This window comes from Cetobacterium somerae, from assembly GCF_022430525.1.
Taxonomy (GTDB): Bacteria; Fusobacteriota; Fusobacteriia; order Fusobacteriales; family Fusobacteriaceae; genus Cetobacterium_A.
On sequence record NZ_CP092520.1, the window covers coordinates 548,600 to 573,614 of the forward strand.

18 protein-coding genes are annotated in these 25,015 nt (G+C 29.5%); 4 read left to right on the plus strand and 14 right to left on the minus strand.

Annotation, left to right across the window (positions count from 1 at the left end):
- Positions 1-6 precede the first annotated feature (6 nt).
- Positions 7-645: a flavodoxin family protein gene (locus tag MKD34_RS11595; RefSeq protein ID WP_240220564.1), complete on the minus strand. Its 639-nt coding sequence runs from the start codon at positions 643-645 to the stop codon at positions 7-9.
- A 118-nt stretch (positions 646-763) separates the two neighbouring features.
- Here MKD34_RS11595 and coaBC point away from each other — a divergent pair, with 118 nt between their 5' ends.
- From coaBC to MKD34_RS11615, 4 genes are all read left to right on the plus strand, one after another.
- Complete coding sequence (coaBC, locus tag MKD34_RS11600) at positions 764-1,948, plus strand: bifunctional phosphopantothenoylcysteine decarboxylase/phosphopantothenate--cysteine ligase CoaBC (RefSeq protein WP_240220566.1); 1,185 nt, start codon at positions 764-766, stop codon at positions 1,946-1,948.
- A 182-nt stretch (positions 1,949-2,130) separates the two neighbouring features.
- Positions 2,131-3,561 (plus strand): TolC family protein, encoded by a 1,431-nt coding sequence (locus tag MKD34_RS11605; protein ID WP_240220568.1) that lies wholly within the window; start codon positions 2,131-2,133, stop codon positions 3,559-3,561.
- A 1-nt stretch (position 3,562) separates the two neighbouring features.
- Positions 3,563-4,726, plus strand: coding sequence for an HlyD family secretion protein (locus MKD34_RS11610; protein ID WP_240220570.1), 1,164 nt, complete (start codon positions 3,563-3,565; stop codon positions 4,724-4,726).
- Positions 4,727-4,740: 14 nt separating this feature from the next.
- Positions 4,741-6,219: a DHA2 family efflux MFS transporter permease subunit gene (locus MKD34_RS11615; protein WP_240220572.1), complete on the plus strand. Its 1,479-nt coding sequence runs from the start codon at positions 4,741-4,743 to the stop codon at positions 6,217-6,219.
- A gap of 127 nt (positions 6,220-6,346) precedes the next feature.
- Here MKD34_RS11615 and MKD34_RS11620 read toward each other — a convergent pair whose 3' ends face one another.
- From MKD34_RS11620 to MKD34_RS11680, 13 genes are all read right to left on the minus strand, one after another.
- Positions 6,347-7,147: an XdhC family protein gene (locus tag MKD34_RS11620; RefSeq protein WP_240220574.1), complete on the minus strand. Its 801-nt coding sequence runs from the start codon at positions 7,145-7,147 to the stop codon at positions 6,347-6,349.
- 29 nt (positions 7,148-7,176) lie between these two features.
- Complete coding sequence (gene hydA / locus MKD34_RS11625) at positions 7,177-8,517, minus strand: dihydropyrimidinase (protein WP_240220576.1); 1,341 nt, start codon at positions 8,515-8,517, stop codon at positions 7,177-7,179.
- Between the two features lie 119 nt (positions 8,518-8,636).
- Entirely contained in the window at positions 8,637-10,004 is a 1,368-nt protein-coding gene (locus MKD34_RS11630; protein WP_240220577.1) for a uracil-xanthine permease family protein, read from the minus strand.
- Between the two features lie 60 nt (positions 10,005-10,064).
- Positions 10,065-12,929, minus strand: coding sequence for a molybdopterin cofactor-binding domain-containing protein (locus tag MKD34_RS11635; protein ID WP_240220579.1), 2,865 nt, complete (start codon positions 12,927-12,929; stop codon positions 10,065-10,067).
- Positions 12,930-12,988: 59 nt separating this feature from the next.
- Positions 12,989-13,780 (minus strand): FAD binding domain-containing protein, encoded by a 792-nt coding sequence (locus tag MKD34_RS11640; protein WP_240220581.1) that lies wholly within the window; start codon positions 13,778-13,780, stop codon positions 12,989-12,991.
- A 67-nt stretch (positions 13,781-13,847) separates the two neighbouring features.
- On the minus strand, positions 13,848-14,948 hold the full coding sequence (locus MKD34_RS11645) for a 4Fe-4S binding protein (RefSeq protein WP_240220583.1): 1,101 nt from the start codon (positions 14,946-14,948) through the stop codon (positions 13,848-13,850).
- 19 nt (positions 14,949-14,967) lie between these two features.
- Positions 14,968-16,257 carry a guanine deaminase gene (gene guaD, locus MKD34_RS11650; protein WP_240220585.1) on the minus strand — a complete coding sequence of 430 codons (1,290 nt, stop codon included), beginning with the start codon at positions 16,255-16,257 and terminating at the stop codon, positions 14,968-14,970.
- 15 nt (positions 16,258-16,272) lie between these two features.
- Positions 16,273-17,613, minus strand: a complete 1,341-nt coding sequence (locus tag MKD34_RS11655) for an NCS2 family permease (protein ID WP_240220587.1) — start codon at positions 17,611-17,613, stop codon at positions 16,273-16,275.
- A 23-nt stretch (positions 17,614-17,636) separates the two neighbouring features.
- Positions 17,637-18,968, minus strand: coding sequence for a putative aminohydrolase SsnA (gene ssnA / locus MKD34_RS11660; RefSeq protein WP_240220592.1), 1,332 nt, complete (start codon positions 18,966-18,968; stop codon positions 17,637-17,639).
- Positions 18,969-18,980: 12 nt separating this feature from the next.
- Complete coding sequence (locus tag MKD34_RS11665) at positions 18,981-20,573, minus strand: N-acyl-D-amino-acid deacylase family protein (RefSeq protein WP_240220593.1); 1,593 nt, start codon at positions 20,571-20,573, stop codon at positions 18,981-18,983.
- Positions 20,574-20,591: 18 nt separating this feature from the next.
- A complete protein-coding gene (locus MKD34_RS11670) occupies positions 20,592-21,776 on the minus strand; it encodes a YgeY family selenium metabolism-linked hydrolase (protein ID WP_240221600.1) in 1,185 nt (394 codons plus the stop codon).
- Between the two features lie 63 nt (positions 21,777-21,839).
- Positions 21,840-23,051: a diaminopropionate ammonia-lyase gene (gene dpaL / locus MKD34_RS11675; protein WP_240220594.1), complete on the minus strand. Its 1,212-nt coding sequence runs from the start codon at positions 23,049-23,051 to the stop codon at positions 21,840-21,842.
- Between the two features lie 205 nt (positions 23,052-23,256).
- A complete protein-coding gene (locus tag MKD34_RS11680) occupies positions 23,257-24,897 on the minus strand; it encodes a sigma 54-interacting transcriptional regulator (protein WP_240220595.1) in 1,641 nt (546 codons plus the stop codon).
- Positions 24,898-25,015: the final 118 nt, after the last annotated feature.

Sequence of the window (25,015 nt, forward strand, 5' to 3'; positions counted from 1 at the left end):
TTTATTTTATCTTATAAAGTGAGTGTATTTTTTATTTTCTTTTTCTGGTGGAACAATTGTATCTTTTGTATAATCAACCATCTTTAAAAGCCAAGCCATATTTTTTCCCAAAATTCTCATTATTTGTTTTCCTTCTTCATCTTGCTCAACTTCTCCAGGTCTTAATCCATGTATTACACTCCAATAATTTGTTGAAGGCATCAACATTTCTGAATAATTTAAATAATTATTTAACTGATCAAATGTTGGAACTCCTCCTGATCTTCTTACTGCAACAACTGATGCACCAACTTTATGTCTAAAAAGTCCTCCATTAACTGATGCTACATAAAATGCTCTATCTAAAAAAGCTTTCATAGTAGCTCCTAAAGAAGCAAAATGAACTGGCGACCCCAATAAAACACCATCTGCTTCTTTAATCTTTTGTATCCACTCATTTACAAAATTTTCTTCACTCATAACACACTTTTCATCTCTATTTTTAGCACATCCATTACAACCTATGCAACCTCTAATAGCTTTATTTCCTACATGAATTATCTCTAATTCAATCCCTTCTTTTTCTAACTCTTCTCCTACCATCCTTAATGCTAAATATGTATTACCTTTTTCTCTCGGGCTTCCATTAAATGCAACAACCTTCATAAAAACCTCCTTAAATTTAATTATAATTTTAATTATATAACAAATTCTGTTTTTTTTCAGCTTAAAATAGTATAATATATAAAAAAGATTCTAATTTTCTTTACTTAGGAGGATAAAGATGAAAAATATTTTAATTGGAGTTACTGGTGGAATTGCTGCTTATAAGTCTGCTAATATAATATCTATATTAAGAAAAAAAGGATATAACGTTAAAGTTATAATGACTGAAAGTGCCACTAAAATAATTACTCCTCAAACTTTAGAAACTCTTTCTAGAAATAGAGTTATTACAGATATGTGGGAAAGAAATCATCAAATTGAAGTAGAACATATCTCTTTAGCAGAGTGGGCTGATGCTTTTTTAATTGCTCCAGCAACTTACAATATCGTAGGAAAAGTAGCTAATGGAATTGCTGATGATATGTTGTCTACTGTTATTTCAGCATGTAAAAAGCCTACATACTTTGCTTTAGCAATGAATGTAAATATGTATGAAAATCCAATATTAAAAGAAAATATACAGAAATTGGAAAAATTAGGTTATAAGTTCATAGAGTCTGACGAAGGTTTTTTAGCTTGTAATGTTAATGCTAAAGGAAGATTAAAAAACGAAAGTGAAATAGTTGAAATTATAGAGAAGGATTTAACAACTCCTATTCCTAAATTGCTAAAAGGAAAAAAAGTTATCATTACAGCAGGTAGAACAGAAGAACCTTTAGATCCTATCAGATATTTTTCAAATAGATCTAGTGGACAAATGGGGTATTCTTTAGCTAAGGTTGCTGTTGATTTAGGAGCTGATGTAACTTTAGTTTCTGGACCTACAAATCTTGAAATTCCTCATGGACTAAAAGAATTTATTAGAATAAGAAGTGCTGTTGATATGTTTGACGCTGTTATGGAAAGGTTCGATTCTCAAGACATTGGTATAGCTTGTGCTGCTGTTGCGGATTATAGACCTAAAAACTATTCTACTGAAAAAATAAAAAAAGCAGATGGAGAACTAACAATAGTATTGGAGAGAAATCCTGATATTTTATTAAATATGGGTGAAAAAAAGAAAAATCAAATTTTAGTTGGATTTGCAGCCGAAACTGAAAATATAATTGAAAATGCAAAGAAAAAACTAGTTAAGAAGAATTTAGATTTTATTGTTGCTAATAATGCTGAAAATATGCAAAAATCAACTAACAGCATACAGATTATAAAAAAATCTGGCGAAAATATTATTTATAAAGAACAACCAAAATCTGAAATTGCAAAACATATTTTTAATGAAATTTTAAAAGAAGTCAAAATGTAATCAAAAAAACAGGTAAAAAATTACCTGTTTTTCATTTTCTAATAAATTTTTGTAGGAAGTTTTAAATATTTTAAGAACAATTATAAAGTAGTATTAATATAAATACAATATAAATCTATAAAATCCTACTAAATTAATTTTTATTTTTTAATTTAGTAGATTTTTATCAGGAGTGAGGGATTATGAAATCTTATATTTTTTTTGTTATTTTGCCTTTTTTATTAACAGGTTGTTTTGGTACTCCTAAGGTTACTGAAACTCCTATTAAAACATTAATTACAGAAAATAAACCACAAAATAGCAACATTTTTTTTAAGTCACAACAATGGTGGCTTAGCACAAATAATCAGCAATTGATTTCTCTAATTGATGAGGTTTTAAAAACAAATAGTGAAATTAAAATAGCTAAACTAAACATTGAAAAAGCAATGTATACCTTAAATTCTACAAAAAACTCTAATCTTTCTAGCATAGATTTAGGAGGAAGTTGGAATAGAAATCATGTTTTAACATCTCATGTAAAAACAGATCTTCCTATAAAAGATATAAAAAATAGCGATACTATTGATATGGGATCTTTAGCTATTCAAGGTCAATATATCTTTGATATTTGGGGAAAATTTGATGCTTTACAAAATCAAGCTCAATATTCAAAATTAGCTACAGAACTTCAAAGTGAATGGAGCACTCTAACTCTTTCAACAACAGTTGCAAATCTCTATGGAAAATATATTTTACTAACAAAAGAGGAGAATATACTAAACGAAAAACTAAATATTGCAAAAGAGGTTTTAAATTATCAAAATATTCTTTATAAAACTGGCCTTGGAAATAAAGAAAACATTTTAACTGCTGATAATAATGTTAACTCTTTAAATCAAAAAATTGCTGAGATTGCCACTCAAAAAATCACTTTAAAAAATAGCTTTTATTCTCTTGTTGGAAATGTAAAATCTAAAAATATTGATGAAATTTTATCAAATATAGATTATAACACCCCTGAGTTTGACTACTTTTTAAATATTCCCCAATATATTGATTCAGATATAGTAGTTAATAGACCTGATGTAAAATATTATTTAGCTTTAATTAATTCACAGAAAGAAAATTTAAAGTCTTTAAAGGCTGATTTTTATCCTAGATTTTCTATTACTGGAAAATATGAGTATCAAAATTTGAATATTCAAGATTTATTAAAAGCTCATAGTACATTATGGGAATTCGGACCAAGCTTATATTTGCCTTTATTTAATAGGAATACACTCACTCAAAACTATAATATCGCCGGAGTTAATTTAAATATTTTTATAGAAAACTATAATAATAATTTAATTAAAGCCTACCAAGATATTAATAATAATCTTAATGCTTTAAAAACATCAAAAACAAATAACGAATTAGAAGAAAAAAATTACAATAATGTAAAATCTACTTATAATGATAATGATACCTTATATCAAATTGGTAGCATATCTAAACTTGAGTTATTAAATCAAAAAAATAATTTACTTGATACTAAATTAAGTTATATTGAAAATAACTTTACATTATATACAAATCAAATTAATTTAATCGGATCCCTTGGTGGTTACTATAAAAATGAGGTGAAATAAATTGGAGAATCAAACTACAAATCAAAATATTGTGACGGATGAAACTAAAACTAAAAATAGAAAAGATGCTAAAAAAAAGATGGGTATTTTTCTTTTAATTATACTTGCTATTGGAATTTTATATCTGCTTTATTATTTCTTTTTCTTAAAAGGATATGAGGAAACTGAAAATGCTTACATTCATGGAAACCAAGTTTCTATCACAACACAAGTAAGTGGTGTTATCAATGAAATTAACGTAGAGGATACTCAATCTATAGTCGTTGGTACCCCTGTTATAAAATTAGATACTATTGATTATGAAATTGCTTTAAAAAACGCTGAAACAAAATTAGCAGATGCTGTCAGAAAATACTATACACTACAAAATAGTGTAAAACTTAGTGAAGATAGTGTTGCAATTGCTAAAGCTAACTTAACTCTTGCTGATAAAACATTAAAAAGACAAACTATATCTAGTAGTAGTGGCATAACAAGCAAAGAGAACTTTGATACAACTAATTTTAAATATATAGATAGTAAAAATAGTTATGAACAAAGTTTAACTAATTTAGAAAATAGTAAAATTCAAGCTTTTAGTAGCAATATATATTCTCATCCTCTTGTTGCTGCTGCTGTTGAAAATTTAAAAAATGCTTATTATAATTTAGAAAAAACTAAAATTTTCTCTCCAATTTCTGGAACTATTGCTCAAAAGCAAGTTGAATTAGGACAACAAGTAAAAGCTGGACAAACACTTTTTACTGTTGTTGACTTAAATAAAACTTGGGTTAATGCAAACTTTAAAGAAACTCAACTTGGAGATATAAAACCTGGAAATTATGTTGAAATTGTTAGTGATTTAAATGGTAAAACTTATAAAGGAGTTGTTTCTGGAATATCTGCTGGATCTGGTAGTGCTTTTGCTTTAATACCAACACAAAATGCTACTGGAAACTGGATTAAAATTGTTCAGAGGGTTCCTGTTAGAATTGACTTTGATCATGAAAGTTTAGAGAAGAATGGAGTTTTACCAATTGGGACAAGCTTAACTGTCACAGTTAATACAAATAAAAATGTTGATATTCCAAATCAATTTAAAGAGCAAAAATCAGACCTTTATAAAATTGACGAAAATAAATTAAATGTATTAATTGAAAAAATAGTTAAAGATAATAGCTTTTAAGGAGGTTCTATATCATGAACTCATCAATTATTTTTGCTACAATTGCTCTAGCTATTGGTTCTTTTATGAACGTCCTCGATATGACCATTGTTAATGTTTCTCTAAGTCATATTGCGGGAGACTTTGCTGTAGCTCCTGATCAAGGTACATGGGTTATAACTTCTTACGCTGTAGCTGAAGCTATATTTTTACCTCTTATCGGGTGGTTAACTAAACGTTTAGGAATTATTAAACAGTATTTAGGTGCAACACTACTTTTTACTTTAGCTAGTATGCTTTGTGGTATTAGTCCCTCTTATAGTTTTCTTCTTACTATGAGAATTTTACAGGGTGTTGTCGGAGCTAGTATGATTCCTTTATCTCAAACACTTATGTTACAACTATATCCTAAAGAAAAAAAAGGAATAGCTTTAGGAATTTGGTCTATGACTATCGTTATAGCACCAGTTGTTGGTCCTGTTCTTGGAGGATGGGTTACTGATACAGCTTCTTGGAGATGGTGTTTTTATATCAACCTTCCTTTTGGTATCATATCTAGTTTAATCGTTTATTATATCTTTAAAAAAGATATTGCTAAAGAAAAAACTGTTAAAGAACCTGTTGATATCATTGGATTTATCTTTTTAGCTATTGGTGTTGGTTCTTTACAACTTATGTTAGATAAAGGAAACGATTTAGATTGGTTTTCTAATAATACTATTATTGGTCTTAGTATATCCGCTTTTGTTTTTTTAGTCCTCCTGGTCATTTGGGAATGGCATCACGAATCTCCTGTAGTCAACGTAAGATTATTTTTAAATAGAAATTTCTGTGTTGGATCTTTCTCTTTAATGTTTTCTGTCTTAGCTTACTTCAGTGGAGTCGTTGCTATACCTCTTTGGTTACAAAACTATATGGGTTATACTGCTTTTATTAGTGGAAAATCAACTTGTACTTTAGGTCTTGCTATCTTAATGGTAGCTCCAATATTAGGTAAAAAAATAGATCATTTAGATTCCAGAAAGGTTGCTGCCCTTGGATTTTTTCTATTAGGTATATCAACATTTTTAACATCTAATTATTCTCCACAAATAACTCCAACTTATGTTGGATTAACCAGATTTTTCAATGGTTTTGGTGTTGGAATTTTCTTCATAGCTTTAAATACGTTAACTCTTTCAAATATTAGTAACGAAAACTTAGCTAGTGCATCTGGAATTTATAATTTTATGAGAAATATTGGAAGTAGTTTAGGAACCTCGTTAGTTATTCCTGCGTGGAATCATACAATGGCCTTTCATCATACTATGATGGCTTCTGGTATAACAACAGCAAACCCTAATATTAATACTGCTATAAGTACTTCTGCTCAATCACTAGCATTAATAAATCAGCAAGTTGTTGTTCAATCTTCGATTATGGGGATTAATGATGTTTTAATTGGAAGTGGAGTTATATCTCTTTTATTGATACCATTTCTTTTTCTCGCCAAATCAACAAAACCAGTTACATAGTTTGGAATAAAAATTGCTTATTAATTATAGTAAGCAATTTTTTTATACAAAGATAAATTCCTGAAGCTCTTTTATATTAAGTTTTTATAATTGACCACTCTTCTGACTTAATAACAATTATATCTGCTCATATTTTATTTTTTTCTTTTAAAGAGTATCCCGAAAGATTATTTTTTATTTTCAGAATTTCTGAAACTATAGAAATTCCAATCTCTTTAGGGCTTCCTGAGGAAATATCAAGTCCTATTGGAGAATAAACTTTTTCTAATTCCACTACAGATATCCCCTCTTTTTCAAGTTCATCAAAAGTTTTTTTCACTTTACTTCTACTCCCAATCATTCCTATATATTTAGCATCTCTTCCTAAAACACCTTTTAAAGCCACTTTATCTCCTAAATGTCCCCTTGAAACTATAACCACAAAAGAATACTTATCTAACTTTAAATATTTCGTTATTTCCTCTAGATTTCCAACTATATTTTTTGCATTTGGATATTTTTCTGAATTACAAAATTCTTCTCGATCATCAACCATTACTATTTCAAATCCTAAGTAATCTCCTAATTTATATAGTTCAGATCCTATATGACCTCCACCAATAATTATCAATTTTTCTTTTTTTTCGAAGACTTTTATAAAAGCCTTAACTTTTCCTCCACACGCCATATGTAGAGCAGCTTCCTCTATAAGATCGAACTCTAAACTTTTAGACTTATTTTCTTCTATTGCTTTTAATGCCTCTTTAATTAATTTAAACTCTAAGTTTCCGCCTCCTACTGTTCCACAAATTTCTCCAGTTTGAAAAACTCCCATAAGGTTCCCCTTTCTTCCAGGACTTGAACCATCAATTTCAATTAAAGTTACAAGGGCTACTCCCATACCATTTTCTAGCTTCTTTGATATATTAAAAATAATATCTTTATCCATATTTTCTCCTTTAAAGTTATCATTTTATTCTAATAACGAGGTATAAATTTACCTATTTTATTTAATTTTACTTCTTCTAAATTGGGACTATGAACTAACTCTCCTCTTAAAAAAACCATATCTATATCTGCTAATAACTTAAAGCCATCAAAACAACTATAGTTAGCTTTAGAAAAAATCATTTTTGAATTTAGAACTAATTTTTTTTCTTTAAATATTACTAAATCGGCATCTTTTCCTATTTCTATACTTCCTTTTCTAGAACTCATTCCAAAAATTTCAGCTGGTTTTTTTGAGGTTAAATTTAAATATTTTTCAACACTTAACTTTCCTTTTAAAAATTCACTAAATAGTAATAAAACTCTTTCTTGAACACCTGGAATTCCATTTGGACATTTCCAAAATTCATTTATTCCATTTCTTTTTTGTTCTAAACTAAAAGAGCAATGATCTGTTGCTATAATATCGATATAATTTTTATCTATACCTTTCCACAAAGCTTTTATATCCTCTTCTTTTCTAAGAGGAGGTGAAAGAATATATTTCTCACCATCATCTTCAAGATAATTTAACTCATTTAAATAAAGATATTGAGTACATGTTTCCACCCAAAACTTTCTTCCTCTTAATTTTGCTTGAATAATTTCATCTAAAGATTCTTTTGATGAGATATGAACAAAATATAATTTTTCAAACTCCACTGTTTCTGCCAATCTTATTAATCTTGAAACTGCTTCTGCTTCTGAGTAACTTGGGCGAGAATACGCGTGATATATTGCCTTTCCTTTTCTCTCTTCCATATATTTCTTTTTAAAAAAACTTATAATAGAATCATTTTCTGCATGAACTGCTACAACCATATCAAGATTTTTAGCATATTGAAAAACTTTAATTATATCTTCATCTTCTTGTTTGAAAGCGTATGTTAAATATATTTTAAAACTATTTATTCCTCTTTTTTTTAGTTTCTCAAGTTCTTTAAAACTATTTTTATCTACCTCTTGAAAAACACCATGAAAAGAATAATCACAAAGTGAATTTTTTGCATAATCCATATATTTATCTATCATATATTCTAAATTACACCCTTTTGGTCCAAACCCTGGATGATCTATTATTGTAGTAGTCCCTCCTGCTAGAGCAGCCATAGAACCACTTTGAAAATCATCAGCCGATATAATCCCTACATCTATATTAAAATGAGTATGAACGTCTATTCCTCCAGGAACCACGTAAGCTCCTTTTAAATCTATAAAACTTCCATCTTCTTTTAAATTCTCTCCAATTTCTATTATTTTTTCTTTTTCTATTTTTATATCCACTTGTTCAATTTTATCTTTTATCAAAACTTTCCCATTTTTTAAAAGCATATTAGGCATCCTCCTAAGTATTATTATTAAAAATTTTATAAAAAAAAGTCAATCTAGTTACTACTTTTTATAAATTTTTTAATTTTTTTAAATAAAGAGGAGAATTCTCCTCCCTATTTTTATATACCCTCTGTTTCTATTTCTATATTATCTTTTTCTACATCACTTTGCTTTTCAACTCCATTAAATAACAAATTCATAGTAACTCCAACTAAAGTTCCAGTTGTTATTCCTGAAGATAAAATAGTAGATATAAAAGTAGGTAAATTTTGTAATAATTGTGGTCTCAATGTTACTGCTAATCCAGCACTTATAGATATTCCTACTATTAGCATGTTTCCATTATTAAATTCTACCTCTTGAAAAACTCCTATTCCTACAGCTGCTATTGTTCCAAACATAACTATTGCTGCTCCTCCTAAAACTGGCTGTGGCATTACAGAAACTAACGCTCCTATTTTTGGAATAAGTCCCATCACTATTAATAACGCTCCTGATCCCATAACAACATATCTACTTGCTACTCCTGTTATAGAAACGACTCCTGTATTTTGACTAAATGTTGTCGTTGGTGTAGCATTGAACAATGCTCCAACAAAACTCCCAACTCCTCCTAATAAAATTGATCCTGACAATCTTTTATTATCTTTCATATCAACTTCAGATACTTTCGCACATGCCAAAGTATCTCCAGTTGCCTCTACCATGGCAACTAAGTATGCTATAGCAAAAGGAAAAACGTACTCGATTTTAAAAGTCATTCCATACTTTAAGAGAGTTGGAAAATATATACTTTGAGTTTGAGTGAGAATTGAAAGATCTAATTTTCCCATAAAAAAAGCTAATAAATATCCTACAACTATCCCAAAAAAAATTGATCCTGAGGATAAAATTCCTTTTCCATATTGATTAAGACCAATTGTTATAAACATAACTGTCAATCCCAAAACTATATTTGTAATACTACCATAATCTTCTGCTCCGTGACCTCCTGCAAACCAATCTACAGCTACTCCTAAAATTGTAAGTCCTATTAAAGATACTACTATTCCTTGAACTATCGGAGGAAATATTCTTCTAATTTTTCCTGTAAATCCTCCTAAAAAAATTTGTACTAGCGATCCCAACATTGATGCTCCTAATATTGCTGCATAACCAGCTTCTGGTGATCCTCCTGCTATAGCAGATGCTGCTAATCCAATAGAAAGCCCCGGTCCAATAAATGTAAAATTTGATCCCATGACTTGAGGTAACCGACTTCCTAAAAATCCTACTCCTTTACTTTGAAAAATAGTAACTATTCCAGATACAATAAGTATATCTGCTATCATTTCTCCCGTCTGAATTTTATCAAATCCTAATGCTGATGCAAAAATAATTGGCACTGTAACAATTCCACTAAATGAAGCGAATATATGTTGAAAGGAGAGCAATAGCCACTCTCCTATACTTTTAGGTTTTTCATCTACTCTCAATACTAAAGCCATTACTCCTCCTATTAAAATTTAAGTTTTTATGTAAGTATTTTGAGTATTAAGATAAATTAATTAAATTTTTCCAAGTTCTTTTAATATTTTTTCTGGAGTGAATGGCCATTCTCTTATCCACACTCCTACCGCATCATGAATTGCAGTTGCTATAGCTGGAGATGCCCCATTTATTGATAACTCTCCTACTGATTTTCTAGGTCCATACTCCTCTTTATCTTCATAAGTTTCTACAAATTCTACTCTGAAATCTTTTGGTATATCTTTTATTTTAGCTACCTTATAATCCATAAAGTTTGCATTTAACATATGGCCATCTTTATCAAAAATCATCTCTTCATATAACGAATGACCAATTGACTGAATAACAGCTCCAAATATTTGTCCTTTTGCTAAAACTGGATTCATAGGCACTCCACAATCATGAATTGCATAATATTTAGTTACATTAACCTCTCCAGTATTTGTATTAACTTCTACTTCACAAATATGAGTAGCATATGGAAATGCATGTAAGTGTGTTGTAAAGTTTGCATTTGCTATTAATTGTCCACAACCTTTACCACTCTGTGTTTTAAAAGCTAAATCAGCATAGCTCATCTCACTATTTTTTCCAACTATTTTCATTGGATAAACAAGTTTTAAATCTTCTTTTGGTTCATTCATATAGAACGAAGCTGACTCTAACATCTTATTTTCCATTTCTTTACTGGCATTTAAAACTGCTCCTATAGAAAAGTGTGTTCCTGATGATGCATATGCTCCCACATCAAAAGGAGTATTATCTGTATCGGCAGCTATTATATGTATTTTATCCATGTCTAACTTTAGATGCTCTGACACAGCCTGCACAGCTATTGTATTCATCCCTGTTCCTAAATCTGTACCTCCCATATGCACTATAAATGTTCCATCGTTTAATTGCTTTATAATCGCATTTCCAGTATCAACATTTGGAATTCCTGACTTTTGTTGAACTATAGCAACTCCTTGCCCCACTTTTATATGAGGTTTTTCACTTTCTTTTTTATTTCTCCAATCTATCATTTTTGCAGCTTTCTCAATAGTATCTATCAATCCACAACTCTCAATAATTTCAGCACTTCCTTTTCCAACTTCAGCCATTTGAGCTAAAAGTTCCATTGCATCCCCTGATCTAACAGTATTTTTTCTTAGGATATCTAAATAATCTACACCAATCTCTTTCGCTAACTCAGCTATACATGTCATTAATGCATAGGTTCCTTGCGGTGCTCCATAACCTCTATAAGCTCCAGCATTAGGAAGGTTAGAGTAGAATATATCTATATCAAATTTTATATTTTCTACGTTAAATAAAGGCAGTGGTACTGCACAACTATTTTTTGATACAGTCATACAATGATTTCCAAAAGCTCCTGTATTAGAGTAAACATCCATTTGAATAGCATTTAGCTTTCCATCCTTATTAGCTCCTAATTTAACTTTTATTTTCATATCATGTCTCGAAGTTGCTGCTATAAATTCCTCTTCTCTTGAATATCTATAATAGATAGATTTTCCTGTTATCCAAGTTAAATATGAAGCTAAATCTTCCATCAATACGTCTTGTTTAACTCCAAATCCTCCTCCAACAGCCTCTTTTATAACTCTTATCTTATTTTCTGAAATTCCTAAAATACTTGAGATTATTCTTCTAGCATGTCCTGGAACTTGTGTTGAAGCATGAACAACTAATCTTCCATCTACAATCTCTGTATAACATACATGTGGCTCTGAAGGGCAACAATGAACTTTTTTTGTTCTATATTCTCGCTCTATTATTGCATCAGATTTTGAAAACGCTAATTCTACATCTCCCATTTTTCCGCCAGTTTTAGCTACCATGTTTGTTCTTTGATCTCCACCTATTGGAAAATTCCAAAATATTGGTGTTTCTCTTGGATCAGCTTTTGCATTATGCTCTTCGTATCCTCTTAAATTTCCATCTTTAAAATATACAGGTCCACCATGAACTAAAATCTCTCCACTCATAGCATCTTCTAATGTTACTACTGGTTTTAAAACTTCATATTCTACCTCTATAAGTTCTATAGCTTTTTCTGCTATTTCTAGACTCTCTGCAACCACTGCCGCTACCCTGTCTCCTTCATGATAAACTTTTTGTCCTATCAATCTTCTATCATAAGGCGATGGCTCTGGATAACTCTGTCCTGATCTTCCATAAACAGTTTTAGGAGAGTTTTCATGTGTTAATATATAAACTACTCCAGGTAATTTTTCTGCTTTTGATACATCAATTTTTGTTACATAAGCACTTGCATGAGGTGATCCTAAAACTTTTAAAAAACAAGCATCTGAGGCTACAAAATCTTCAACAAAAGCTTTTTCTCCTTTTACAAGCTTTGGAGAATCAATTTTACAAACAGATTTTCCTATTACTCTCATCTCTTTTTCAGAATTTGCTCTCTCTATTTTTTCTCCAGCTAAAAGTTTTTTATAAATATCAATTACATCATACATCTGCTCATAACCTGTACATCGACATAAAATTGATGATAATGCATCTGAAATATCTTCCCTTGTCGGTTTCTCAACATTATCTAAAAGTATTTTTAGTGCAAGATAAATTGATGGAGAACAGTATCCACATTGAATAACTCCTGCTAAAATCATTGCTTCTTGAAGTGTATCTATTTTCTTTTTATCAGAAAAAAATTCTACAGTATATATCTCTCTTCCTTCAATTTGTCCAACCAATAATAGACATGAATTAACAGTTTGTCCATCTAATATTATATTGCATAAACCACAGTTTCCATCTCCATCACATCCTTCTCTTATTGAAAGAATTCCTTGATTTCTCAAAAATACCTTTGCTGATTGACATTTATCTCCAAAAAACTCTTTTTCTACACCATTTAATTTAAATTTTATTTTATCCATCTTTTATCTATATGATAAATGTTGAAAATATTTACCATACATCCTCCTTTCAATTTTTTCTAAGCAATTTCAAAACATTCAGCTACTAACTCTCCAGCTAAATAAGCTTTAAACTCTTTTGAACCACGAAAATCTGTTAATGGTTCTACATGATTTCTAATTAGGTGTATCAACAATTGTTTTTCTAATATCGTTCCTTCTAACTCTTTTTCTATATCTTTTAATCTTATAACTGTTGAAGCTACGCCACCTACGGCTATTCTTATATCCTTTATTTTTTCTTGATCTTTATTATAAGTAACAGCTGCTCCAATTAATGATAAATCATCAGAAGTTCTTGAATGAGCTCTTACTCCGTAAAGTTTTTCAAGCTTCTTCTCTTCAATTATTATTTTTTCAATAAATCGCTCATCTTTTCTTAGTATATACTCTTCAACTAAAACCAACTTTTCTTCTTCATAAACTTTAACCATTGCTTCTAAAACAATTAAAGTTGGAATAAGGTCTCCTACCGTTTTTCCACCTACAATATTTCCACCAATTGTAGCCATATTTCTTATATTTCTATTTTCCATTAACATCGCTGCTTTTTTTAGTTGTTCAGGTATAATCTTACTACTTATTAATTTTTGAAATGTTACACATGCTCCAATTTCTAAGTTTCCTTTTTCATTTTTCTTTATTTTATCTAAACTTAATTTTCTAAGATCTATATATACTTCATATTTTTTTTTATTAAATAAAAGATTTAATATTGTTCCACCTGCAAGATATTTTCCAGTTTCTTTATGTTGATTTTTTAATGAAATGGCTTCTTCAATTGTCTCTGGTATAAAATATTTTTTTATCATTTTTCCTCCATATATTTATAAAATAAGTTTAAAGAGATTAATCCCTTTAAACTTATTTTTTAATTTTCTAGTATCTTATAATATCTAAAACATTTTTAGGACATTGAGAGGTACATACACCACATCCAAAACAAAGTTCTTTATTAAATATAGGTTTTTTATCTTCTAATTTTATCGCATGATAAGGACAAACTTTAATACAAATTCCACAGCCTATACATCCATCTTTTAATTCTGGAATATTAGTTTCATAATTTGCTTTTACTCTCTCTTTTGTCTTTTTAATAGTTAAACCTTTTATTTGATCTAAATTCTCATACCCATGAGAATCCATCCACTCATTTAACTCTTTTACTATTCTTCCATAAGCTTTTGGTCCCTCTATAATTCCTTGAGTACAAACCTGAACTGCTGATGCTCCTGCCATAAATGCTTCAACAACATCTTTTCCTGTTGAAATACCACCAACTGCAAATACTGGTATATTTTTTACTCCTTTTGCAAGCTCAAATACATGTCTTAGCATAATTGGCTTTATTGCAGGTCCAGATAGCCATCCATATCCTGTATTAGAACCCATATATGGCATACCTGTTTCTATATCTATTGATAGACATGGTCCATAAGAATTCATCGCTACTAACCCATCTGCTCCATGTTCTTCTAAAATTCTAGCTGTTTCTGAAATATCTGGAATACCTGGTGAAATTTTCATAAATACAGGTTTTTTAGTATGTTTTTTTGCTGCTGCTAAAGTTTCCAACATTGGCGTAATATCTCTTCCTACATAATGAGCAGAGATTTCATATGCATCTGCAAATTTATCTACCAACGGTACTACTTTTTCAATATCAGCTGCTACATAACCCATTCCAATTATTAAAGGTTCATCTTTAAATTTACATTTTTTGTACTCTTTTTCTACCCAATACTCAACTGAATGTTCTGACCATAGTTCTGTATTTAAAAAATATTTTCCTTTAAAATCCTGCATACATGGTTTTGGTACTTTTGCTGGTTCTGATGAAACAGTTTTTGCCACTACTCCTGCTGCTCCATTTTCTACTGCTTCTCTACATATATCAGCATCTTTTGATGTTGGTCCTGCCCCTACTATAACTGGATTTGCATATTTTAATCCTGCTAATGTTACTCTTAAATCTGCCATTCTTATCCTCCGTAATCTTTTAATTAAAATTTGGTTTATCCAATTTATTTCCTGATACATATCTCTCCACTATATTTCTATCATCACCTACATAGATATATCTTTCTACTCTCTCCATCACATCTCTTGGGTTTATATCGGCTATATTAGAGTCATCTATAATCAAAGCATCAAATTCGTTTCCTTTTTCAAAAGAACCTATATTATCTCCAAAGAATTGTCCTCCTCCTTTAGTAGCTATATAAAACCATTCAGAAGTAGATAATGGCTTATTACTATCATCTAAATAAACCCATCTTAACTTTGCAACTTGTGAAGCGCTTACAATTGCTTTGGCTATAGATACATCATGTCCTCCTGATATATCAGATGCTAATCCTACCGGTATTCCCATATCAACTAATTTTCTTATTGGAGCTATTCCTGATGATAAATTGTTATTTGAATGTGGTGAATGAGCTACCATTATTTTTTTCTCTTTCATTAATTCTAGTTCTTCTTTGGTATTCCAAATGCAGTGAGCTTGAATAGTTGGTTGATCACCAAATAATCCATGAGTATTATATACATCTGCATAATGTTTTGCTGTTGGTTCTAATTCTGATACCCAAGCAATTTCTCCTTTATTTTCAGATAAATGAGATTGGATTTTAACATTAAACTCTTTAGCCATAGCTCCTAATCCTGATAATAATTCTGGTGTACACGTTGGTACAAATCTTGGAGTTATAATTGGTTTAACCCTCTCATATCTATCTTTTGTATTTTCTAACCATTTTCTAGTTTCATTTAAAGACTCTTGTGTTGTTTCATGATAAAATTCTGGTGCATTTCTATCCATATTAACTTTTCCTACCATAGCCCCTAATCCTGATTTATCTAACATCTCCATTAAAAGCTCCGTAGCTTCTCTATGGATTGTTCCAAATAAAACTGATCTAGTAGTTCCTTGTCTCCATAATTCTGTTATTACTTTTTCATATGCTTTTTTAGCATATTTTATATTTTCATATTTAGCTTCTTCTGGAAAAGTGTATGTTTCTAACCAAGGAAGTAATTCTTTATCTAATCCCAAACCTCTATTTGTAAATTGTGGTGCATGAAAGTGAGTATCTATAAATCCAGGTATTATTAATTTTCCACTATGATCAATTAATTCAGCCATATTATGTTCCTTTGGAACTTCTTTATAAACTCCTAATACTTGACCATTTTTTACTGCAATATATCCATTTTCAATAATTTCATGTCTCCCAAATTCTGGTGTGTGATATATATCTCCTTTAAATAACTTTAACACTTCTCTCATCCTCCCTTGTATTAACTAAATAAACATAATTTTTACTACAAACAGAATTGCCAAAATAGCCATTACCTTCGTCACATCTTTAAATTTTCCAGTTAAAACTTTTAAAGCCACATATGATAAAATTCCAATAACAATTCCATCTGCTATACTATATGTTAATGGCATTAAAATAATTGTTAAAAATGCTGGTATTCCCTCTGTTATATCATCAAAATTTATCGCTTTTATAGCAGTTACCATTAAAAGTCCTACTATAATTAATACAGGTGCTGTAGCTGATGCTGGTATCATAATAAATAATGGTGATAGAAATAATGCTATTACAAAAAGTATTGATGTTGTTAATGCTGTTAATCCTGTTTTTCCACCTTCTGCTATTCCTGAAGCTGATTCAACAAATGTTCCAACAAGAGATGTTCCTAAAAATCCTGCCATTATAGTCCCAATAGAGTCACAAAGACAAGCTTTTGTTACTCCTGGTAGGTTGTCATTTTCATCTAATAAATTTGCCTTTCCTCCAAGTCCTATAAGAGTTCCAACAGTATCAAATATTGCAACAAAAAGAAATGTAAATACTACTAAAGCCATGTTTGGTGTCAAAATTTCATCCATTCCTACAAATTGAAAAACCGTAGATTTCAAATCTGGAATTACTTGCCAACTTGTTGGTAATTTTGTTACACCCATAAAAAATCCTATTATAGCAGTTCCAATTATTCCCCAAAACATGGAACCTTTTATATTTTTATACATTAATGATCCTGTTAAAAAAACTCCAACAAGTGTTAATACTGCTCTTGGTTCCTTTAGGTTTCCTAGAGTTACAACAGTTCCTTGTCCTGCTACAACTATTCCACCACTTACAAGACCTATTAAAGCTATAAACAATCCAATTCCTGCAATCATTGCCATTTTAATATTAAATGGAATTACATCAAACAATTTTTCTCTCACTCTTGTTACAGTTAATATTAGTAAACAAACTCCAGATATTGCAACTGCTGTTAAAGCATACTGCCAACTATGTCCTTGACCTAAAACAACTGAAAATACAAAGAATGCATTCATACCTAAAGATGGTCCTAATCCAAATGGAAAATTAAATAATGCAGCTAAAGATGTTGCTATTGCTGATGATAATGCTGTCGCTGCAAATGCTCCTGAAAATGGTATTCCAGTTTTTGAAAGTGTTCCTGGTATAACTGCCAAAATATAAGCCATTGTCATAAATGTTGTTAACCCTGCAAATAATTCTGTCTTTACATCAGATCCCCTTTCACTAATTTTAAAGTATCGATCTAATTTTGATTTACTTCCTAACCCCTCATCTCTTACTAATTCTAAATCTTCTTCCATAACAACCCTCCTATATTTATTTTTTATTTTTCTACACTTTTCCACATTTGTTTCGAAATTGTTCTAGCTTTCTCTAAGATTGATTTCTCATCTACATTAATAAGCTTTCTTTTTTTCATAAGAATTTTTCCATTACAAATAGTAGTAGTAGCTCCTCTTCCTGAAATTCCAAATATTATGTGACTATTATAGTTATTTTCATTAAGCTCAGTATGAGGTATATAGTCAAATATTGCTATGTCTGCCTTTGCTCCCTTTTTTAAAATCCCCGTATTACATCCAAATTGTTTTTTTATTATTTCTCGATTGTTTCTAAAAAGCATTAAAGGAGCTTCTTTCCATCCTACTGTTGGATCCTTTAATTCATGCTTATGTAAAATATTAGCTACTTTTAGAGATTCAATCATATCTGCTGTATACCCATCTGTTCCAAGACCTACAATTAATCCTTCTTCTAACATTTTTATTGCTGGAGAACAACCGACTGCATTCCCCATATTTGATTCTGGATTATGGATAATATTACATCCTGAATTTTTTAAAATATCTAATTCATAATCATTAATATGTATACAATGAACTGCTATTGTATTTTCTTTAAATATTCCATATTCATTAAGTCTTTCCACAACTCTTTTCCCATATTTTTCTTGAGCGTCATTTAAATCTGTTATTCCTTCAGCAACATGAATATGATATCCAACATCTATATTTTCCATAGCCTTCTTACATTTTTCTAAAGTTTCGTTTGATACTGTAAAAGAAGCATGAATTCCAAACATTCCCTTTATCATATCTGAATTTTTTCTATCAACATATTTTATAAACTCTATATTTTCTCTTAATCCCTCTTCTGCTTTCTCAATTCCATCCCTATCAGAAACTTCATAACATAAAGAAGTTCTTATTCCTAAATGATCTGCAACTTTAGCAATTCTCTCTAGACTTCCCGTTATTGCCATCGGTGAAGCATGATGATCTATTACCGTTGTTACTCCATTTTTTATACTTTCCATATATGTTGCATATGCCGAATATTCAATATCATCTAGAGATAAACTTTTATCTACTTTCCACCAAAGATTTTTAAGAATTTCATCAAAATTTCTTGTACTTCCCTTTATGTCCATTCCTCTTGCAAAGCTTGAATATATATGCATATGAGTATTTATGAGACCTGGCATTATTATTCCATCATCTGCATCTATAATTTCAGCTTCATTATACTTCTTTCTTAAATCACTAAAATTTCCAACTTCTATTATTTCATCTTCTTTTATTACTACAGCTCCATTTTCTATATATGGATTTTTATCATCTTGAGTTATAACTCTTCCATTTCCAACAATATACATAGTTACCTCCTCTTATTTTCTTCTAATAACCTTTCCTGGTGATACTTTTTTAAAAATACCATCATCTATAATTGGAGTTCCATTTACAATAACATATTGTATTCCTTCTGGAAATTGAGCTGGATTTATATAGTCACCTTTATCTATTATTGTTTTAGGATTAAAAATTGTTATATCAGCAAACATTCCAGGTTTTAACTCTCCTCTTTCAGAAATTCCTATTGCTTCTGCTGCTTTTTTAGTCATCTTATAAATTGCCTCTTGGAGCTTTAAAACTTGTTTTTCTCTCACATATCTTCCTAAAACTCTTGGAAATGCTCCATATGCTCTTGGATGAGGCTTTCCTTTAGCTAAAAGAGCGTCTGTACAGACATTTTGTTCAGGTCTTTTTAAAAACTTTATAATATGTTCTTCAAGTCCATAAAAATCAACCATTCCAACTGCATTTTCTTCCTCTAAAAGTAAATCAAATGTAGCATTGTATTGGTCTTTTTTTCTTATTTCTCCCACTTCAATTAAATTTTTTCCAACTAAATCTTGGTTTTTCTTGCTAACAACTGAAGTTATAAATATTTGATCAAATCCAGCAAATTCAATAAAGTTATCCCAACCTGGAATTCCATTTTCAATGTCAAATTTCATTTTTTTTCTGTCTTCTTCATTTTTTAATCTTTCCATCAATTTATCAGTTCCTCCTGCATGTGCCCAAGGTGGAAGAACTACTCCTAACATAGTAGATCCAGCAGCATAAGGATACTGATCATAACTAATTTTTACGCCTTCTTTTTCGCCTTTTTCCAAAAGGTTTACAACTTCATCAATATATTTCCAATTTTGTTTTCCACAAACTTTAAAATGAGAAAAATGTACTTTTACTCCAGATTCTTTTCCGATTCTTATAACCTCTTCCATCGATTCAAGTATTGTTCCCGCCTCTGATCTTTGATGTATAACTAATTCTCCATTAAACTCCGCTACAACTTTGCACATTTCTATTAACTCTTTTGTTTCTGAATAAGTGCAAGGAATATAGATTAAACCTGTTGATAAGCCAAAAGCTCCTGCTTCCATTTCTCGTCGAGTTATTTCACACATTTTTTTAATTTCTTCTTCTGTAGCTGCTCTTCCTTCTAACCCCATAGCTTCCATACGTATATTTCCATGAGGAACAAGATATGCATAATTAAGACTAACTTTACTTTTCTCCATCTGTTTTAAATATCCGTCAGTTGTTTCATATGTCCAATTAATGCTTTCTGAAGTTCCATCTAAACCAGCTAGATTTTTTTTCCAAGAAGATATAAACTCTTTAGGTAAAGGTGCCATAGAAATTCCATCTTGTCCTAAAATCTCTGTAGTTATTCCTTGTCTAGCCTTTACTTCATTGTAAGGACTTTCTAAAATTACTAAATCAGAGTGAGAATGCGTATCTATAAACCCTGGAGCTACAACAAGATCTTTAGCATCAATTATTCTATCTATATCTTTACAATCAATACTTTTTTCAATAGCCACTATTTTCTCTTTCTCTATGAGAATATCACCAATATATGGTTGATCTCCACTACCATCTACTATGAGACCATTTTTTATTAAAGTTTTCATTGTATTTTCTCCTTAATTTTATTTATCATAAATTGACTTTAAAATTCCATAGTACCCTTTTATACCTTTAAATAATTGATCTAATTCTATATACTCATCGATTGTATGAGCTAAATTTTCTTTAGATGGCCCAAATCCTATTGTTTTTATTTTTGCTTCTCCTGCATAGTGAGATCCATTTGTACAAAACGAATATTGTGTAATTTCAGGCTCAATTCCGACATCTTTTAATCCTCTATATGCTTTTTGTACAAATTCATCATCTTCACTATATAGCCAACCTGGAAAAAATCTTTCTCCTTCTATTATCTCTCCTGTATAACAAGTTTCTTTTCCTATTGCAAAGGAAACTTTAGCTTTTAACTCAGAATCTTCTTTCATTAATTTATTTAAAACAGCCTCTATTGGAGCTAGAACTTCCTCCTTAGTCTCCCCTACTAGTAATCTTCTATCATAAGTTGCTCTACAATAATCAGGAACTACAGAAGCTCCAGGATATGGTGAAGATTTTATATCTGTTAATTCTAAAATCCCTTTTCCTAATTCCGTTTCTGGAGGAACTATTTTTCTAATCTCTTCAATTATTTTACTCATTTTATATACCGCATTAATTCCTTTATCTGGATTTGCTGAATGAGCAGGTTTTCCAAATGTCTCTAATACTATTTCTCCTCGTCCTCTTTGGCCAATTTTTAGATTCAATTCCGATGATTCACCAATAACTACATAATCAGGTTTTACATATTTTGATATTTCTCTAGCTGCAATTCCTTCGAAAATTTCTTCATGTACAACTCCAGCTACATAAATTTCTCCTGCAAAATCTTTTTTACAATCCTCTGCAAAATAAGCACTTGCAACCATAAAAGCAGCTGTTTGTCCCTTCATATCTGAAGTTCCTCTTCCATAAAGCTTTCCATCAGAGATTGTTCCACCATATGGATCATACTTCCATTTTTCTCTTCCTTGAACTGGAACAGTATCAATGTGTCCATCAAACAAAATCTTTTTTCCTGGTTTATTTCCTTTTATACATCCAATAACATTTCCAAATTTATCAATATGTACTGAATCATATCCCATATCTAACAAATTTTTCCTTATAACCTCTACAACTCCTGACTCTTTTCCTGAATTAGATGGTTGTTGAATCATTTCTTGAAGAAATTTTATTACAAACTCTTCCCTTTTTTTTGTTAGTATAGTTTTTGTATGTAACATTTTTACCTCCTTACTACTTTTTTATTCTTAATTTTAATAAAATATTTAATCTCTTAAGTATCCACCCTTCCAAACTATTTCTCTATATTTATTAGGATCTGTATCTCCTTCTGTTGAAAAAACAAGAACTATTGAATTTTCATCTAACTCTAAATTATTTTTTAAATCCTGGTATTGGGGATTTGTCATAATTTCATAAACAAGCCCTGTTGTAACTGCACCTGACTCTCCTGAAATAACTCTTTGATCTCCTTTCAGTGGATTTCCTAAAATTCTCATTCCTTCTGCAGCTACCCAGTCTGGACACGAAATAAATGTATCAGAATATGTTTTTAAAATTTCCCAAGATATAATATTTGCTTCTCCACAAGCTAGTCCGGCCATTATTGTTTGCATATCTCCACCAACGCTATATGTTTCCCCATCTCCTATTACTGATGATTTATATAAACAATCTGCTAAGTTTGCTTCTACTACTATAGTTTTTACATCTAATCCAAAACTATTAACAACCACCCCTTGAACTGCACCGGCTAAAGATCCTACGCCAGCTTGTACAAAAACATGAGTAGGTTTATTTATTCCATCTTTTTTTAGTTGTTCTATTGCTTCTAAAGTCATTGTTCCATACCCTTGCATTATCCATGTAGGAATCTCCTCATATCCTTCCCATGCTGTATCCTGAATTATAACTCCATTACTATTTTTAGCATTTTTTGCTGCAAGCCTTACTGCATCATCATAATTCATATCTGTTATCGAAGCTTCTGCTCCCTCATTTTTAATTGCTTGTAATCTAAATTCAGAAGATCCTTTAGGCATATATACAACTGATTTTTGTCCAAGTCTATTTGCTGTCCAAGCAACTCCTCTTCCATGATTTCCATCTGTTGCTGTATAGAAAGTTATTTCTCCTAACTTTTCTTTTGCTTCTTTACTTATAAAATCTTCATATTTTAGTTCGGATATATCTTTTTCTAATTTTTGAGCTATATATTTTCCCATAGAATATGATCCACCTAAAACTTTAAATGCATTAAGTCCAAATCTATAAGATTCATCTTTTAGATAAAAACTTTTAATACCTATTTTTTGAGCAAAGTTTTCTAATTTTACAAGTGGAGTTACTTCATACTCTGGAAAACTTTTATGAAATTCTTTTGCTTTTTTTACTTCTTTTAAAGACAAAATCTGTTCACAATTTTCTATTTTTGATTTTGGCAAATTATTTTTTTGCCATTTAATTTTTTTATCCATAATTCCTCCATATCAATATTTGCTTCTTTTTAATCTGTTAACACTTTTATACTATATACGTTTCAATTCTCAAATGTTTTTTTTCAGGTTTTTAAGTTCTTTTTTCGAATCTTAAACAATAAAAAAAAAGGTATATATATACCTTTTTTTCATTTTGATATTTTTTTATTTTTTTAGAAATTCTCATTTTATGGGTATTTTCAATTTAAATTAAACTTTTTTTATCAATTTGATATTTTTCTATCTTTCTATACAAAGTTGCTACTCCAATTCCTAATTTTTTCGCTATAATTTGTTTAGCATCAGTATCAGTACCAAATTGTGATAAGGCAGCTATAATCTCTTCTTTTTCAACTTCAGCTATTTTTCTTATTTTTCTAAATTTCATATCTTTTGTTATATGTAACTCTTTTATTCTTTCAGGAATATTTTCAATACCAATTTCATTATCATTTGGTGTTAATTCCACTATAACTTTTAAAGCATTATCTAACTCTTTCCAATTTCCTTTCCACTCACTTTCTATTAAAAGTTTTTTAGCTTTTTCATTTATTCCATCTATTTTTTTATTTTGAATCTTAGAATGTTTTTCTATTAGATATTCTACAATTTCATCCATATCATCTTTTCTATATTTTAATCCAGGCATCTCTATCTTTACAGAATCAATTGCATAAAATAAATTTTCTATAAATTTATTTTGTTTTACTTTTTCTAATAAATCAATTCTTGTTGAAACTATGATTCTCACATCTGATATAATCTGTTTCTCACTATTTTCTGGTATAATCATAGATGTTCTTAAATAGTAAAGTAATTTTTTTTGTATATGAATTGGCATATATTCAATTTCCTCTATAAATAATGTTCCACCATCTAAATTTTCTAAAAGTCCAATTTTTAAATTTTTATTAAAGTCATTTCCAAAAATTTTTTCCTCTAAATGTTCTTCATCCTCATCCCTACAATTTATTGAAACATATTTTTTATTTTTTCTTTCTGAAAGATTATGTATTAATTTCCCTATAATTTCCTCGTCCGAACCTACTTCACCTTTTATCATAACTGGAATTTTTGAATTTGAAACCATTTTTATTTTCCGATTTAATTCTAATATAGCTTTAGATTTTCCTATTAGTAGCTGATCAAAATTATCTTCAAAAACAAATTTATTTGATTTTTTAAAAATAATAAAACTTCTTTTATTTTCAAAAGATTTTATTTCTGCTTTAACTTCTAGCGAAATATTTCCAATAGATAGCACATAATTATTGTCTTCTTTAAAATTTATTATTATTTTTTTTCCTCTAAGTTCTTTAAACATACTAAAATATAAATTTGCACTTCTATTATAATCAATAACTTGTCCATTTTCATTTAATATAAAAACAGCTTTTTTCATTTTTAAAAAAATTTCATGATATAACTCTGAATAATTTTCTATAAAAAAATTATCTGTTATTTGTCTAGAAATCTTTTTCAGAATATCTGTATATAAAGTTATTTTTTCTAAAATTTCATCTCTTTTAGAAAGAGAAAAACTAAAAATTGATATAGCTCCTAATGTTTGTTCTTTATATATAAGCGGTGTAGCTAATATAATTTTTTTTAAACAACGATTATTAAAACAAACTTTACATTCTTTATTATTTTTTGGACTTTCTATTAAAATAGTTTTTTTTTCACTTATTACTTTTTCATATAAACACTCATCTGAAATTTCCCCTATTCGTTCTTTATAAACTCCAGTAGAAAATACTCTTACTTTATCTGTATTGACCACTTCAATTTCTATTGCATTTATCTCTGACAAAGCTACTAAAAATTCTTGTAAATTAGAATTCATACTCTCCCCCTAACAATTACATATTTATTATAAATTTTATAAATAATTTTTTTATTTTTATATAATTATATATATGATTATACAATATTATGAATTTATTTTCTATATAAACACTAAT

Coding starts and splice junctions, on each gene's coding strand:
- MKD34_RS11595 (WP_240220564.1), bottom strand. CDS start 645: ATGAAGGTTGTTGCATTTAATGGAAGCCCGAGAGAAAAAGGTAATACA.
- coaBC (WP_240220566.1), top strand. CDS start 764: ATGAAAAATATTTTAATTGGAGTTACTGGTGGAATTGCTGCTTATAAG.
- MKD34_RS11605 (WP_240220568.1), top strand. CDS start 2,131: ATGAAATCTTATATTTTTTTTGTTATTTTGCCTTTTTTATTAACAGGT.
- MKD34_RS11615 (WP_240220572.1), top strand. CDS start 4,741: ATGAACTCATCAATTATTTTTGCTACAATTGCTCTAGCTATTGGTTCT.
- MKD34_RS11620 (WP_240220574.1), bottom strand. CDS start 7,147: ATGGATAAAGATATTATTTTTAATATATCAAAGAAGCTAGAAAATGGT.
- hydA (WP_240220576.1), bottom strand. CDS start 8,517: ATGCTTTTAAAAAATGGGAAAGTTTTGATAAAAGATAAAATTGAACAA.
- MKD34_RS11630 (WP_240220577.1), bottom strand. CDS start 10,004: ATGGCTTTAGTATTGAGAGTAGATGAAAAACCTAAAAGTATAGGAGAG.
- MKD34_RS11635 (WP_240220579.1), bottom strand. CDS start 12,929: ATGGATAAAATAAAATTTAAATTAAATGGTGTAGAAAAAGAGTTTTTT.
- MKD34_RS11640 (WP_240220581.1), bottom strand. CDS start 13,780: ATGATAAAAAAATATTTTATACCAGAGACAATTGAAGAAGCCATTTCA.
- MKD34_RS11645 (WP_240220583.1), bottom strand. CDS start 14,948: ATGGCAGATTTAAGAGTAACATTAGCAGGATTAAAATATGCAAATCCA.
- guaD (WP_240220585.1), bottom strand. CDS start 16,257: ATGAGAGAAGTGTTAAAGTTATTTAAAGGAGATATATATCACACACCA.
- MKD34_RS11655 (WP_240220587.1), bottom strand. CDS start 17,613: ATGGAAGAAGATTTAGAATTAGTAAGAGATGAGGGGTTAGGAAGTAAA.
- ssnA (WP_240220592.1), bottom strand. CDS start 18,968: ATGTATATTGTTGGAAATGGAAGAGTTATAACTCAAGATGATAAAAAT.
- MKD34_RS11665 (WP_240220593.1), bottom strand. CDS start 20,573: ATGAAAACTTTAATAAAAAATGGTCTCATAGTAGATGGTAGTGGAGAT.
- dpaL (WP_240220594.1), bottom strand. CDS start 23,051: ATGGATAAAAAAATTAAATGGCAAAAAAATAATTTGCCAAAATCAAAA.
- MKD34_RS11680 (WP_240220595.1), bottom strand. CDS start 24,897: ATGAATTCTAATTTACAAGAATTTTTAGTAGCTTTGTCAGAGATAAAT.